Source organism: Virgibacillus sediminis (assembly GCF_042643265.1).
Taxonomy (GTDB): Bacteria; Bacillota; Bacilli; order Bacillales; family Amphibacillaceae; genus Virgibacillus_O; species Virgibacillus_O sediminis.
The window spans coordinates 1-14,391 of the sequence record NZ_JBHRRZ010000032.1; the positions used below are offsets into that span (position 1 = coordinate 1).

Annotated in this window: 12 protein-coding genes and 1 rRNA gene; 2 read left to right on the forward strand and 11 right to left on the reverse strand. The window is 43.9% G+C overall.

The genetic code is table 11. The annotated features are described in order from the left end of the window. The 4 genes from ACFODW_RS12460 to ACFODW_RS12475 form a co-directional block, all read right to left on the reverse strand. Positions 1–97 (reverse strand): 16S ribosomal RNA (locus ACFODW_RS12460); the annotation flags it as partial. A gap of 812 nt (positions 98–909) precedes the next feature. After that, positions 910–1,203, reverse strand: coding sequence for a hypothetical protein (locus tag ACFODW_RS12465; protein ID WP_390306943.1), 294 nt, complete (start codon positions 1,201–1,203; stop codon positions 910–912). Between the two features lie 132 nt (positions 1,204–1,335). Beyond that, entirely contained in the window at positions 1,336–2,952 is a 1,617-nt protein-coding gene (gene aspD, locus ACFODW_RS12470) for an aspartate 4-decarboxylase (RefSeq protein WP_390306945.1), read from the reverse strand. 144 nt (positions 2,953–3,096) lie between these two features. Then, a complete protein-coding gene (locus ACFODW_RS12475) occupies positions 3,097–3,663 on the reverse strand; it encodes a TetR/AcrR family transcriptional regulator (protein WP_390306947.1) in 567 nt (188 codons plus the stop codon). 180 nt (positions 3,664–3,843) lie between these two features. Here ACFODW_RS12475 and ACFODW_RS12480 point away from each other — a divergent pair, with 180 nt between their 5' ends. Continuing rightward, on the forward strand, positions 3,844–4,764 hold the full coding sequence (locus ACFODW_RS12480; protein ID WP_390306949.1) for a DsbA family protein: 921 nt from the start codon (positions 3,844–3,846) through the stop codon (positions 4,762–4,764). A gap of 151 nt (positions 4,765–4,915) precedes the next feature. Here the strand turns inward: ACFODW_RS12480 and ACFODW_RS12485 are convergent, their stop codons facing one another. From ACFODW_RS12485 to ACFODW_RS12510, 6 genes are all read right to left on the reverse strand, one after another. Beyond that, positions 4,916–5,968, reverse strand: coding sequence for a zinc-dependent alcohol dehydrogenase family protein (locus ACFODW_RS12485; RefSeq protein ID WP_390306951.1), 1,053 nt, complete (start codon positions 5,966–5,968; stop codon positions 4,916–4,918). A gap of 91 nt (positions 5,969–6,059) precedes the next feature. Beyond that, positions 6,060–6,479, reverse strand: coding sequence for a Zn-ribbon domain-containing OB-fold protein (locus ACFODW_RS12490; RefSeq protein ID WP_390306953.1), 420 nt, complete (start codon positions 6,477–6,479; stop codon positions 6,060–6,062). 2 nt (positions 6,480–6,481) lie between these two features. Further along, positions 6,482–7,648, reverse strand: a complete 1,167-nt coding sequence (locus ACFODW_RS12495; RefSeq protein WP_390306955.1) for a thiolase C-terminal domain-containing protein — start codon at positions 7,646–7,648, stop codon at positions 6,482–6,484. 45 nt (positions 7,649–7,693) lie between these two features. After that, complete coding sequence (locus ACFODW_RS12500; RefSeq protein WP_390306957.1) at positions 7,694–9,283, reverse strand: AMP-binding protein; 1,590 nt, start codon at positions 9,281–9,283, stop codon at positions 7,694–7,696. A 24-nt stretch (positions 9,284–9,307) separates the two neighbouring features. Next, a complete protein-coding gene (locus ACFODW_RS12505) occupies positions 9,308–10,906 on the reverse strand; it encodes an ATP-dependent acyl-CoA ligase (protein WP_390306960.1) in 1,599 nt (532 codons plus the stop codon). Positions 10,907–10,991: 85 nt separating this feature from the next. Further along, positions 10,992–12,485, reverse strand: a complete 1,494-nt coding sequence (locus tag ACFODW_RS12510) for an aldehyde dehydrogenase family protein (protein ID WP_390306962.1) — start codon at positions 12,483–12,485, stop codon at positions 10,992–10,994. Positions 12,486–12,664: 179 nt separating this feature from the next. Here ACFODW_RS12510 and ACFODW_RS12515 point away from each other — a divergent pair, with 179 nt between their 5' ends. After that, complete coding sequence (locus ACFODW_RS12515; RefSeq protein ID WP_390306964.1) at positions 12,665–13,276, forward strand: TetR/AcrR family transcriptional regulator; 612 nt, start codon at positions 12,665–12,667, stop codon at positions 13,274–13,276. Positions 13,277–13,502: 226 nt separating this feature from the next. On the opposite strand, the gene ACFODW_RS12520 is transcribed toward ACFODW_RS12515, so the two are convergent. Beyond that, positions 13,503–14,324 carry an alpha/beta fold hydrolase gene (locus tag ACFODW_RS12520; RefSeq protein ID WP_390306966.1) on the reverse strand — a complete coding sequence of 274 codons (822 nt, stop codon included), beginning with the start codon at positions 14,322–14,324 and terminating at the stop codon, positions 13,503–13,505. Positions 14,325–14,391: the final 67 nt, after the last annotated feature.

Consider the following 14,391-nt stretch of genomic DNA (forward strand, 5'->3'; position numbering starts at 1 on the left):
ACCCCCGAAGGGGATCTACCTGCTTCCCGCGCTCGACTTGCATGTATTAGGCACGCCGCCAGCGTTCGTCCTGAGCCAAGATCAAACTCTCCAAAAAAGTTTGGGCAAGATTGACACCAATCAACCCTACCGAATGTCTTAGCTTTTGCAGAAGCAATGCTTCTGCTTGTTTATAAGAAAAAACGAGTTGTTTCTTCTTGACATACTGGTTGTTTTGTTCAGTTTTCAAAGAGCAAATTGTTTCAGTCATTTTTTTGAAGCGACTTAATTAATATATCATAACGAAAAGTTAATGTCAACAACTTTTTTTATTTCGTTGTTTGTGTTGTTGAACTTTCCGGCCCGCCTTCTTTATGGCGAATCTATTAATATATCACAGATAGAGTTCGGCGTCAACTATTTTTTTGCGTTCAGGAGAAATTCAAAAAGGATCAACAGAAATCTATCATTCATATTTCATCCTTTTTTCCCGTTCGGCTATGAACGCCTTTCAAGGGCAGAACCAATAATACAATTATCAACCCGTAAAGTCAAGGGCAAGTAATAAATTTTCCCCAAGAGGATAGTCCTATATTTTAATATAAGCTTTCCAACCATTGGTGTTATAGGATAATTAGACGGATAACTTTCAGAAGAGCATAAAGCAACTCTAAAACACCTGCAGTTTCTCTCGCCGTTTCATTTCCTTCGAAGAATTATTCCCGTCACTTCTGTTTCTTCATATAATATTGTTTGCCTAGAATTACCCTTACCGTTACGAAAGCATTTTAGTGTATGTCCATACGGTTCACATCTGATTTAATCTTGATTAATTTCCTTATAGGAAAGGGACAGGCATTAGCAGCCTTCCCCTATATCCTAAAGAGAAATTATGACTCCCACTCCTAACGCGCATCCGTATTGCCCTGTCTAATTCTTTTTATGTTGCTCAACCAAATATTTATAGAAGTTCAATGCCGACTCATGAAACAGGTCAATCTGGCCTATATTATCAAGGTTTACAAATATAGGAGAAACCGAATCCTCTTCATCGATTATTACGTAACCATCCTTTTCACAAAAGATATGGTCAATTCCCATCATGTCATCCCCGTAATACGTGACTACATAGTTTTCGTCGATACGATAGCCGATTTCTTCTCTATAGTAAGTCTTATCATTGATGTCGTCATATAATTTATATTTAACCTGAACTCTTTCCATATTCTCTCCCCTTTTCATGCTATCTTTATAGGCGGCTGAAGGAGCATACAAAATAAACGAGCAAAAGCTGGCTAATTTTCCGCTCCCCACCCGCCGAATCTCTACAAAATACACACCATCAAGCTGGAACCATCACCCTTTATCCTTCTTCCATTCCACTACATACTCATCAAGTACATTTTTCAATTCTTGGCCTATGCGTGAGTATGCTTCGTTGTTCAGATTTGCAAGGGATACCCGAATGGACCATGTCGGTGCCAAGAACCCTTCCCCGCTTAATAATACAATCGATGATTTTTCGGCCAGGCGGTATAGAATATCTACCGGTTTATAATTTTTTTGCAGATAATCAGTGAATCCTTCTTCATAATGGAGGTTACACCAGATTTCCAAGTCAATCTCTGTATAATAATCGGCATCATTCGGTAAATACTTTTTCGGCATACCGAGGCCTTCATATAATAGAGTCATTCTTTGATGTAGGATGTCATTTGTTTTTTGTTTGTACTCATCATTTGTATCCAGCATGGCAAAGATGGAAAACAACGCCATTTGCACTTGCTGTGGTGTCGATAATCCAGCTGTGTGGTTCATGGCAACGTCTCTGCTGTCCGCTACCATCCGGTCTATGAACTTAAGCTCGTCCGGATTCTTTGTAAGCGAGGAATACCTTTTATTCAGAATAGCTTTCTCTTCCTCCGGCAATTCTTTGATCAATTGATCAAACACATTGGTTTGGTTGATGGCAATCGTTCCTAGTCGCCAGCCTGTCACACCAAAATATTTGGAAAAAGAATAAACGCCGATGGTATGAAAAGGTAAATCCGCCATGAGGGAGCGATAATTGTCCACAAACGTGCCGTACACATCATCGGAAATAATCATGAGATCCGGGTTATCTTGCTTTACGATTTGTATGATTTGTTCAATGGATTCTTTCTTTATCGAAACGGATGGTGGGTTGCTCGGATTGACAAGGAATAGTGCTTTGATGTCCTTATCCTTTAATTTTTCTAATTCCTCATCAGGGTACTGCCATGTATGGTGCCCTTCTTCGTCTATTTCCGACGCCTCTATTTTGACAAGCTCGTAAGCATTGTCGGGAAGTTCCGGAATCTCTATGTACGGCGGAAAGATTGGAACCATCACCGCTATTTTGGATCCTTTAGGCAGCAAGTGATTTTTGTATAGCGTTTCAAATATATAGCACATTGCTGCTGTGGCCCCTTCTACAGCGAATAAATCAAATGTGCCGCATGACGTATCGTCGGCGCATAGTTCTTTGGATAAAAAGTCATGCACCACTTGTTCCGTCCTGACAAGCATGCGATCTGGACTGGGGTAATTATCTCCGATGATTCCATCTACTAATTCATAGACCCATTTATCTGGATCGAACTGCTTTGTTGTGATTCCGTAATTGATGATTTCTTGCAACAATCGAATCCCTGGTACTTGCTGGTTTTCCCTGGCATACTCATGGAACCGTTCTGCGATTCCCTTGCGGCTTGGCATGCCTGCTAGATCGCCTTCGTTCCATACACGCCTTGATTCTGCAACAGCAAATTGTCCAAGCGCAAAAAACGCTTCCCGGGGTGCTGCGGCAATCCAATTAGGGTTGCCCCGGCCTGCGTCCAGCATGGTCCTGGTCGCCCTCATTTTTCCTTTTGCAAGATCAATCAGTTCGTCTTTTAATTCAAACGGGCTTATTTTCTCCAGCCGGTGACTTTCCTTTTTTCGTTCATCCATATAGATCCTCCTAAGCAAACCGCTATCATCTTAACAAAAGTATTCCACAATAAAACGTGGAATATGATGGATCGTACATTTATTCAGATAAGAGCATGTTTAGGAGAATCTATTCATTTCCCACATTGTCAGCCTGCCAGCAGCTCAGTCACTTTTCTCATTAACCCCCTTCAATAGATACGGCAATGCACCTCTAATATATTCCTCAGGAGATTCCTCCCCACTGCTTCTCCTCCACTCTTCCGAAGCACCATAAAGGCTCCAACTCAACATAACCGCCGTAACCCTCAGTCCCTGATCTTTCCCTTTACCATGCTGCTTAACCAGCATTTTTTCAAAAATGACTTCCGATTGGTCGCGGATGATGCGGGCGATGATATCTTCATATCCACGATGGCAGCGATGCGATAAAGATAACTGGAAATCGGTGATCGCTTTAAATATTTTCATAAGCACTTCCTCATCGAGCACACGATCTTCATAGATGCTGCAGTCCAAATTAATTAACAGGACTTCTGACAGCACCTTCTCAAGCAGGTCATAAATATCTTCAAAATGATAATAAAACGTCGCACGGTTGATCATTGCTTCTGTTGTAATGTCTTTAACCGTTATATCCTTGAACTCCTTTTTTCCCGATAGTTCAATAAAAGAATCCATAATCAATTTGCGGGTACGAAGAATGCGGGGATCCGTCTTTGTTTCACCCATAGGCAGTCCCTCCTACTTTTCCAACAAATTCGCTATCGTGTTGGATAAACAACAGAACCGGCGAACTATTGGTATGACTCCTCTTCATTATGAACTATTATATGAGTATAAACAATTAGATGACTCCTCTAAAAATGCCGCAGGGGAGTTCCACTGAATTAAAAGAAAGAGGCGATATCAATGGAAAATAAAGGTTTGATCTGTGATCCTGAGACAGGTGTATGTGGGGTAAGTGAGGGCAACGAGATGGAGATGATCGATTTGAATCCCAAGAAAAAAACCGATGTCTATTATGTAACCGATCCAATTTGCTCGCATTGCTGGGCTCTTGAACCTACTCTCCGCCGCTTCAAAGAGCAATATGGCCATTCCTTCAACTTCCAGACCGTCATGGGCGGCCTGCTGGAAAAATGGGGAGACGGTCCAGTCGATCCGGCAAACGGAATTCATGGGCCGGCGGATGTCGCTGGCCATTGGCGGGAGGTTGGCGAACAGACACGTATGCCGATTGATGGCTCACTAATGGTCGACAATCCGGTCCAGTCATCCTTCCCACCATCCAGCGTATTTAAAGTCATTCAGAAAAGACATGATGAAGAATTGGCCTTCGAATATTTACGCCGTGCCAGAGAAGCGCTGTTCGTCTTTAATAAAAATATTGGCGATCCATCTGTCCTGGTCGAAATTGTAAATGACCTCGGCCTGAACGGTGAGGCGATCGTAAATGAATCAGAAGAGCAAACCGGTGAGCAGCTATTGCAGGAAGACTTCTCCCTTGCTGGAAGACTGGGCGCCAGAGGTTTTCCCACAATCATTATGGTAAATGAAGAAAATAAGGGTGTGAAAATTGTCGGCAGCCGCTCCCTGGATTACTATGTTTCCGGATTGGCTCAAGTACTGGATGGAAAAGAGCCGGAGCCGAAACAACTGCCCGCCCTTTCAATGTTGCTGGAACAAGAAAAGCTGCTATTTTCCAAAGAAATCGAAGTGATGTATGATGTGAAACCATCCGAGCTTCCATCGTTTATTAAAAGAGAATTGTCCTCCGGCACTTTTGAGGAAAAGGAATTGCTTGGGGAGAAGTATTTTGTGAAAAAGTAGGAGAATACAGCTTGGGACAATAACCAAAATGAAAAAGAGTGGGGAGGTAGGTACCGACCCCCGAAAGTTAGTTTTCTACTCTAACTTTTAGGGGTAAGCACCGGATGCCACTCTTTTTCATTTGGATTTATACCTTCTGAACCCAACTACATCACCACTGGTTAACCACACTAATACCTGGTGCGTTGAATCCTCCCATTTCCTCAAGAATATCGGCGGCTTGCTCCAAATTCACTTTTCTCGTAATCATTTTTTCCGGCTGCAAAACGCCGCTTTCGATCATGTTGAGCATAGCCGGGAACCTAGAAACTGGCATATTGGATGAACCGATGAATTCCAGTTCCTTTACAACCATTAAATCAACCGGCAATTCCACTTTTCCTTGCTCATCAGCTGAAGTCATCCCCAGCTGCAGATGCCTTCCCCGCTTACGTAAACTGTTCACCGAATTTTGACAAGTAACTGCTGCGCCCAATGCATCCACAGCAACATGGGTTCCGCCATCCGTAATTTCCATGATTTTTTGCACAGCATCTTCTTTACTTCCATTAATGGTAACTTCCGCTCCAAATTCTTTGGCAAGTTCGAGGGATTCGTCATTTATATCAACAGAAATGACTCTAGCACCCATCGCACTGGCTACATGTGTCACACATAGCCCCAGGCCTCCACAGCCATGGACAGCAACCCATTCACCCGGTTGCAACCTCGCCTGATCAATTAAGCCATGGAATGCTGTCATGAAGCGGCATCCTAAGGCACCACCAGCTTCAAAGGAAATCGAATCAGGCAGGATCACAACATTGCGATCGGCATCCGGCACATGAACATATTCTCCATAACCGCCCCAATAGGTGACACCAACAACGCTGCCATGATCGCAAATGTTGGAATGCCCTGTCATGCAATATTCACATGAACCCTCTCCATGAGCATGGGGAACAACGACCCTGTCCCCTTTCTTGAACTTCGAAACATTGCTGCCCACTTGCTCGACGACACCTGAAAATTCATGGCCAAGCACATGTGGAAGATCCAAGTTCATGCCGATCCATCCTAGATCACCTTTTACAAAGTGATAGTCGCTTCTGCAGATGCCGTTAGCCTTCACTCGAATAATAACACCATCTTCTGTTAGCGTCGGCTCTGGAACATCCTGAACCTCCAACTTTTTGTTAAACTCTGTTAATACTAACGCTTTCATACTTACTCCCCCTCGGAAATTAAATGGAAGTGCCTTATATGGAAATAATTAGAACACTAGATGAATGGATAAGTTTCTCACTTAAATGAAGTTAATCCGCATCAACCAAGGTAAATTTAGGGATGGATATTTCATCGGACCAATCCTCAAAGGTAACCATTACCTCCTGGCCGACCTTGACGGCCTCAGGCGTGCAGCCGATGACATTGCTCATCATCATCGGGCCTTCATCTAATTCAATAAGAGCCACCACATATGGTGTGTCTTTCTCATATGCCTGTGAAATGGCCCGGTGGATAATGGTGTAAGTCTTTACATTCCCCCTGCCCGAAGCTTTGACCCACTCCACATCCCTCGACATACAATCCGTACATATAATCCGTGGATAAAATTGATAATGGCCGCATTCCCTGCATTGCTGGATGAGCAATTGATGATTGCTGCACCCTTGCCAATAGGCTTCTGTTTCGACCGTAGGCTCTGGAAAGTTTTTGCCGATATGTTCTTCCATATCTAAACCTCCCGCCCTAAAATAAGTGTAGTATGGCTGGACATAATTCCACCCTGTCCATGGACCAGCGCTACATTCGCATCGGCTACCTGCCTGTCACCTGCTTCACGCCGCAGCTGTGTCACCGCCTCTGTTAGGTGGAACATGGAGCCGGGATTACCTGGGTGGCAGTGGGAAAGCAACCCTCCATGCGTGTTGATTGGCAGGGAACCACCGAGTTCAATGGCACCACTTTCTACAAAGTCACCGCCCTCCCCTTTTTGGCAAAAACCTAAATCCTCCAATTCAATGAGAACGGTGGGAGTGAAACAATCATATAGCTCAGCAACATCAATATCTCTCGGTCCCAGACCTGCCATTTCGTATGCACGCTGTCCCGAATCTTTCGCCGCAGATGTTGTCAGACTCTGGGCTTGGCTAATATGTTCATGCCGGTGTCCTTCTCCGACTCCCAATAAATAAACTGGTGGCCGTGACATGCTTTTCGCCTTTTCAGCGGATGTAAGGATTACCGCTGATCCCCCATCCGATATGAGCGAACAATCAAAAAGATGGAGCGGATCAGCAATCATACGGGAATTCATCACATCCTCAATAGTGATCAGCTCGCGCTTTTGTGCTGCCGGATGTAAATTGGCATGTTTCCTGGCTGCCACCGCAATCGCAGCATATTGTTCTGCAGTTGTTCCGAACTCGGCCATATGAGCCCTGCCAATCAGGGCATATAAAGAAGGAACAGACGGGCCGTATGGTGATTCAAACTGTGAATGCCCAGTAGAAGCCTGTGTATTCATGGCTTTTTCCTTTGATATACCACTCCTGAGACTATCTGCCATCGTAATAAGCACTGTCTCACACATTCCTGTAGCAATCGCAGAAGCTGCATGGTGGAGGAGGGAAAATGTGGTGCCGCCTCCCGTACCGACACTTAAGCAATACTTCGGATCGATTTGTAAATACTCCGCCATTGCCTCGGAATGATATAGAAATGGCTCCGCCCATGAATCACAGGTGATAAGACCATCAATCTCCTTTTTCGTAACACCTGCATCATCCATTGCCTTTAACGCTGCATCCATACAAAGCTGTGTAGCAGACATATGAGGTACAACACCGACTTCTGAATCAGCTGCACCGACGATTGTCACTTTTCCTCGTAATGTTTCCAAGCAACCCCTCCTCGTTAGAACATTCAAACCATTTATGGCAAATAATTACCGCAGAACCGTATATCCGGCAGCTTCCCGATCCCATGTGTCTTCTGTTATTCCTTGTTTACGAAGCTTATATTTTTCAATTCGTTGGGAAGGAGTTCTAGGAAATTCCTGAATAAACCTTACGTACCTTGGCACCGCAAAATGCGGCAGCCACTTCTGGCAAAAATCTAGCAAGTCTTCGGCAGTTAATTTTCTCTCATCCTTCACTTGGACAACCGCCAATACCTCTTCCTCTGATAATTCAGAGGGAACACCAATAATAGCGGAGCCTTGGACAGCTGGATGTTTATTGATCACATTTTCTACTTCAAAGGAGGATATATTTTCACCTTTGCGCCTAACAACATCCTTCTGCCGGTCGACAAAGTAAAAATATCCGTCTTCATCCATACGACCACGGTCTCCTGTATGAAACCATAAATTCTTCCAGGCTTTTACGGTTGCTTCTGGCATATCATAATATCCAGAAAATAGAACAGATGGTTCTTTAGGACGCACGACAATCTCCCCTGCTATGTTCGGTGGACATGGATTCCCCACTTCATCATGAATTTCCACTTCATAAATTGGCAGCTTTCTTCCGCAGGATCCTTTACGAAATGTTTCTGCCCGATTGACAATGGCTAACCCAATTTCTGTAGAACCATAGGCCTCGGTAATTTTTAGTTGAAAACGGTCCTGAAATTCATTATAGAGTTCAGGCGGACATGGCGCACCTTGAATCTGTCGGACTGGATTGTCGGCATCATCCGGCAGTTCCGGTTGCTTCATTAAAATAGTCAGCATAGATCCCATATAAGTGAAGGTAGTAATTTGTTCCTTTCTGCAAATATCCCAAAATCCTGAGGCAGAGAAACGATTATGCATCACCACATCACTTCCCGCAATTAATGCTGCAAGAATAGTCGCATACCTGGCATTCACATGGTATAGGGGAAACATGGTAAACAGCCGATCTTGGGGACCATAATCCATCAGTTCACAACAGGTTTGAGAAAGAGCAAAATTAGCCCGATGACTAAGCATTACTCCCTTGGATGGACCAGTGGTGCCAGATGTATACAGAATTAACGATTGATCGTTCGGTTTAATGGGGATATCGGCGAACCCATCACTCTCATTTTTTAGCAACTCTGCAAAGGAATAAACCATCATCCCATCAGAAAATGAGGTTGAATGATTTCCCCCCACCACAATGACATGCTCTAGGTAATGCAATTCATGTTGAATTTGCGCGAGGCGCTCTGCCCATTCCCCATCAACCACCATCGCCTTACATTTGGACTGGTTCAATATATAGGCTAAAAGGTCCCCGCGAAGTCCGGTATTCACAGGAACTTCCACAATACCCATCCTTGCCAGTCCTAACCAGGTCTGCAGAAACTCCGGACCATTCGGAAGCATGACCGCACATGTATCTCCTTTTGATAAATGCAAAGAAGCCATGGCATTAGCAACCTTATTTCCGCCTAGATGAAATTCCCGATATGTCATATCATTCTTCTCAAATCTTATAAAGCGTTTATCAGGATTCTCTTTTGCTCGAAATGCAACGATTTCCCCAAATGTTTCTGTACCGTTATACATACACATCTCCCCTGCTACATATCGTTAACGCTCGACTTGATAGCCAACCAACTCCCGATCCCACGTATCCTCTGTAACTCCCTCGTTCCGAAGCTTATATTTTTCAACTCTCTGTGAAGCATTTCGAGGCAATTCCTCTACAACTCGCAGATACCGTGGCACTGCAAAATGGGCCATCCGTTTTTGGCAAAAATCGAGAAGCTCTTCATGCTCCAGCCCTTCTCCGGCTTTTAAAACAATGACGGCCAGCACTTCTTCCTCCGACAGCTCTGACGGAACACCAATGATGGCAGATTCATAGATTTTCGGATGATTATTGATGACACGTTCCACTTCATAGGAAGAGATATTTTCTCCCTTTCTGCGAATGACATCTTTCTTCCTGTCCACAAAGTAGAGATAGCCATCTTCGTCCATCCGGCCCGTATCCCCTGTATGGAACCATAGATCCTTCCAGGACTGAACAGTGGCTTCCGGATTTCCGTAGTACTCGGTAAACATGATACCCGGCTTCTTAGGCCGCACTACTATCTCCCCGCTTTTTCCAACTGGACAAGGGAAACCCTCATCATCGTGAATTTCACATTCATAGATAGGAACCACTTGGCCGCAGGCACCTTTTCGAAAGGCTGCCGCCGGGTTTGCTGCAACGGTTCCCAGCTCCGTCGAGCCATACACTTCGGAAATCTCCACCCCGAAGCGTTCCTGGAAATCATGATAGATCTCCGTTGGCGTTGGTGCACCGAATGCCTTTTTGACAGGGTTCTCAGCATCTTCCGGGCGTTCCGGCTGTTTCATTAAGATGGTCAGCATCGACCCCATAAAATTGAATGCCGTAATTTTTTCGCGACGGCAGATATCCCAGAATTTGGAGGCAGAAAAACGGTTATGCATCACTACATCACAATCCATCAGCAATGCCACCAATACCGTTGTATAACGAGCGTTTACATGGAATAACGGGAAAACGGTGAATAGGCGATCGTCCTCCCCGTAATTCATTAAACCACAGGCCGTCTTAGCCACACTGAAGTTAGCACGATGGCTAAGCACAACCCCTTTGGAGGTGCCAGTCGTGCCTGATGTAAAAAGAATGACAGAAGGATCATCCGGCTGGATATCCACTTCAACTGGTAAGGTACTGTCTGCCTGCATGAGCAACCTGTCAAAGGAATGCCAGGTAAAAGCAGTGGATATCTCTTCCGTATTTTTCGAAGAGTCCCCCACGACAACGATATGTTCCAAGTGATTTAACTCATCTTTCCATGCCGTTATTCGCTCCACCCACTCAGCTGAAACAACAAGGACTTTACATTCTGCTTTATTAAGGATGTACGCTAAGGAGTCACCCTTGAAAGCCGTATTAATCGGAACTTCCATGGCACCCAGCTTTGCAAGGCCAAGCCAGATGGAGAGGAATTCCGGGCCATTTGGAAGCATCACAGCACATGTGTCCCCTTTGCCAAGGCCTAAACCCCGAGCCAAGTTGGCAGCTCTATTCCCATTTTCGTTCCATTCCTGATAGGTCAAACTATCCTGTTCAAATTGAATGAAACGCTCTTGTGGTTTCTGCTTTGCCCGATATTCGACAATGGCACGAAATGTTTCCAAGCCTTTGTACAAAAAGATGCACCTCCACAAATCAAGAAAAGAGTAATATAGAAAGCAAGAAGACGGCTCCCCGCCTTCTTACCTTGAACAATGAACCCTAGTTCAAATCTATCCAAATGTTCTTCACTTCTGTATAAGCATCGATGGAAGCAGCTCCGTTTTCTCTGCCTAATCCACTTTGCTTATAGCCGCCGAAAGGAGAATTCGGTTCAGTGATGTTGTACGTATTGACCCATACATTGCCCGTATTCATGCCGTGGGCCACTTTATGCGCCTTCTTCAGATTTGTTGTACAAATGCCTCCACCCAATCCATATTCGGTTTGATTCGCCAAACGGATTACTTCATCTTCCCCTTCAAACGGGATGGCGGATACGACTGGACCGAAAATCTCCTCCTGGGCAATCGTCATATCATTGTTCACGTTTGCCATCACGGTCGGCTTGACAAAGTAGCCATCCCGGAGATCCGCTTCCGTTGCCTCCCCACCAATCAACATCTCTGCTCCTTCTCTTTGTCCGATATCCAGGTAATTCAGCACACGCTTCTTCTGCTTAGCCGAAATCAACGGCCCGATAACCGATGATTCATCCAAGCCATTTCCTACCTTATAGTGCTTGGAGTACTCTACTAAATCACTTAAGAAATTGTCATAAATCCCTTTTTCCACAAACAACCGAGAGCCGGCAAAGCAAACCTGTCCGGAATTCCAGAACACCGCATTGGAGGCGTTTTGAAGTGCCTGTTCATAATCGGCATCAGCAAAAATAACGTGAGCGGATTTTCCACCCAGCTCCAACGTAACCTTCTTAATATTTACCGCACTGTTTTGGATGATTTTCTTTCCAACTGCTGTGGAGCCAGTGAAAGCAACTTTATCTACATCCGGATGGGAAGCAAGTGCATCACCTGCAGTGGAGCCATGGCCAGTGATGATGTTCACCACACCGTCCGGGAATCCCGCCTCTTGGACAAGCTCTGCTAAACGCAATAAACTGATTGGCGTTTCCTCGGATGGTTTAATAATGACCGTATTTCCTACGGCAAGCGGTGCAGTTATTTTCATCACGGCATTCATGAGCGGTGCATTCCAAGGAACAATTCCAGCACAAACTCCAAGCGGTTCCCTTCTTGTATAGTTGAAAACTTCGCCAGGAATGGAAGATGTATGTGTTTCTCCAGTAAGCTTTGTTGCCCAGCCGGCATAGTAGCGGAAGTTATCTGCAGCAGCACCAGCGAATCCTAAGGTAGTCGATAATGGCTGGCCATAATCCAATGTATCCAGATGAGCCAATTGTTCTCCATTTTCTTCAATTAAATCTGCCAATTTCAACATTAACTTGGCTCTTTGATTCGGCTTCATTCTGGACCATGGACCCTCTTCAAATGCTTTCCGCGCTGCCCGGACAGCTGCATCTACATCTTCTTTATCCGCTTCAGCCGCAGTTGTGATAACCGATCCATCTGCTGGATTTCTAATCTCCGTGCGTTTCCCAGAAACTGCTTCGACCCATTTTCCACCTATCATCATTTTTAATGGCTTGGACGTAAATTCAGCTGCTTTCGGATTCAAAGCTACTAGAGTTGACATAAAAGCTTCCTCCTTTATGTTTTAAAAATACACAATTTTTAGTAAAATAGTAATGCACCCTTATTATAAGTTTATAATAAAACGCTTTCAACCATTAATTTCATAGGAAATGTCTATAAATAAACAATTTCTTCTATTGTGTTCAGGAAAGCTTAAAATCTTATAAAAGAGGTATCTAAATGAAAAAAACGATGGATAAACGAGTGAAGCGGACAAAAAAGGAATTTCAACGCACGTTATTGGCATTGCTTAAGGAGAAGAAATTTGAAGACATCACGATTACGGAAATAGTTAGAAAGGCAGACTACAACCGGGGTACATTCTATATTCACTATGACCAGAAAGAGGACTTGCTTCATGAAACGATAGATGAAATGCTGGCAGAACTCCGGATAGCGTTTCGGAAGCCATATCAAGATTTGAAAAATGAAATAAACATCATGGAATTATCTACCATTTGTCTGTTTGAGCATTTTCTAATCAATAAAGACTTTTATCAAATCATGCTAAGTCCGCGGGTACCCATCAATTTTCATGAGAAAATGGTTTATTCGATGGAAAAGCATTTCGTAGAGGACATAGATTTCACATCGAACGACGTACCAAGTGACATTGACCTAAAGCTCTTTTATCGTTACCGTGTAAATGGAATTATCGGATTGATCATCGATTGGATCAAAGATGACTTCCAGCACTCTAAATGGTATATGGCGGAGCAAGTTGTAAAAATAGCTACATTTAATACGGAGAAAGTGTTGATTAAGGATAAGAGTGAGCAACGGATACTCTAAGAACATAGTAATTATAATTACGGATGCATATTGTGCCTCGAAATGAGGGAGCAACGGAAACGGAAACTCCCTGACCAGATGAGACTTTTGCACTTGGATAGCCAGGATAAACTCCATAATAAAAAAGAGTGGTGATCCCACTCTTTTTCCTTTGAAAGCCTGGCGAAGTGAACGCCATAAACTGTAACGGAACCTTAGATTCCCCAATTGCTATTGCTTTCCTAAATCAATTCTTAATAAAAGCAAATATATGATCGATAAACTCATCTGTCTTCTCAATTTGTGTCCAGTGGCCACATTCATTGAACAGATGCAGCTCGGCATGCGGCAGGAGCTGGATTAATTTATAACTGGTGTCCTCAAATAAAATAACTTGGTCTTCCAGGCCGTGGAATAGTAATGTTTCTGTTTCCACCTTCTTAATTTCCTCGTCCGGCAAAGCAAGCTCATCCAATCTTTCTTGCCGCGAATCAAAAAACATCGCTTTGAAAGCTTCCTGTGATTCCGGTTTCGTACTGGCTTCATAACGCAAACGAACCAGCTCTTCATTTTTTGCTGCCTTTTCATCATAGGAGAACAGTTGAATCAGTTCACGCATATTTTCAATGCTGGGCTCGTATCCCCAGACACGATCTAAACCATATGATATTTTATGCTGAACCCCTACACTTCCCATTAAAATCAATTTCTTCACTAAATCTGGCCTTCTATGGGCCACATGAAGGGACAGGGCCCCGCCGAATGAATTTCCTACTAAGTATACTGGTTCATCTGATACTTCTTCAATAAAGCCAATCAGATGATTCACCCATAGATCCAGTGTATATTCGTCTTTGGGAAGCTTATCTGTTTCGCCAAACCCAACGATGTCCGGTGCATATACATGAAGTGACTCGCTTAAACGCGGAATAACAAGTCTCCAGTTGGCAAAAGCGGACACTCCGGGACCTGATCCGTGTATTAAAATCACTTTTTCTTTTCCTGAGCCTTCCTCATGATAATGGGTATTAATTCCATTGACCTTCATATGTTTTGAACTGATTTCCAAGTAAAACCCTCCTACTGCCTTTTACAAAAGGCATTGATAACTAAAACAGGATAGAAGAAAGAGGAAG

What these genes read in the sequence shown, in the direction of transcription:
- ACFODW_RS12500 (WP_390306957.1), bottom strand. Translation starts at nt 9,283, where the DNA reads ATGTATAACGGTACAGAAACATTTGGGGAAATCGTTGCATTTCGAGCA.
- ACFODW_RS12465 (WP_390306943.1), bottom strand. Translation starts at nt 1,203, where the DNA reads ATGGAAAGAGTTCAGGTTAAATATAAATTATATGACGACATCAATGAT.
- ACFODW_RS12490 (WP_390306953.1), bottom strand. Translation starts at nt 6,479, where the DNA reads ATGGAAGAACATATCGGCAAAAACTTTCCAGAGCCTACGGTCGAAACA.
- ACFODW_RS12485 (WP_390306951.1), bottom strand. Translation starts at nt 5,968, where the DNA reads ATGAAAGCGTTAGTATTAACAGAGTTTAACAAAAAGTTGGAGGTTCAG.
- ACFODW_RS12510 (WP_390306962.1), bottom strand. Translation starts at nt 12,485, where the DNA reads ATGTCAACTCTAGTAGCTTTGAATCCGAAAGCAGCTGAATTTACGTCC.
- aspD (WP_390306945.1), bottom strand. Translation starts at nt 2,952, where the DNA reads ATGGATGAACGAAAAAAGGAAAGTCACCGGCTGGAGAAAATAAGCCCG.
- ACFODW_RS12475 (WP_390306947.1), bottom strand. Translation starts at nt 3,663, where the DNA reads ATGGGTGAAACAAAGACGGATCCCCGCATTCTTCGTACCCGCAAATTG.
- ACFODW_RS12480 (WP_390306949.1), top strand. Translation starts at nt 3,844, where the DNA reads ATGGAAAATAAAGGTTTGATCTGTGATCCTGAGACAGGTGTATGTGGG.
- ACFODW_RS12515 (WP_390306964.1), top strand. Translation starts at nt 12,665, where the DNA reads ATGAAAAAAACGATGGATAAACGAGTGAAGCGGACAAAAAAGGAATTT.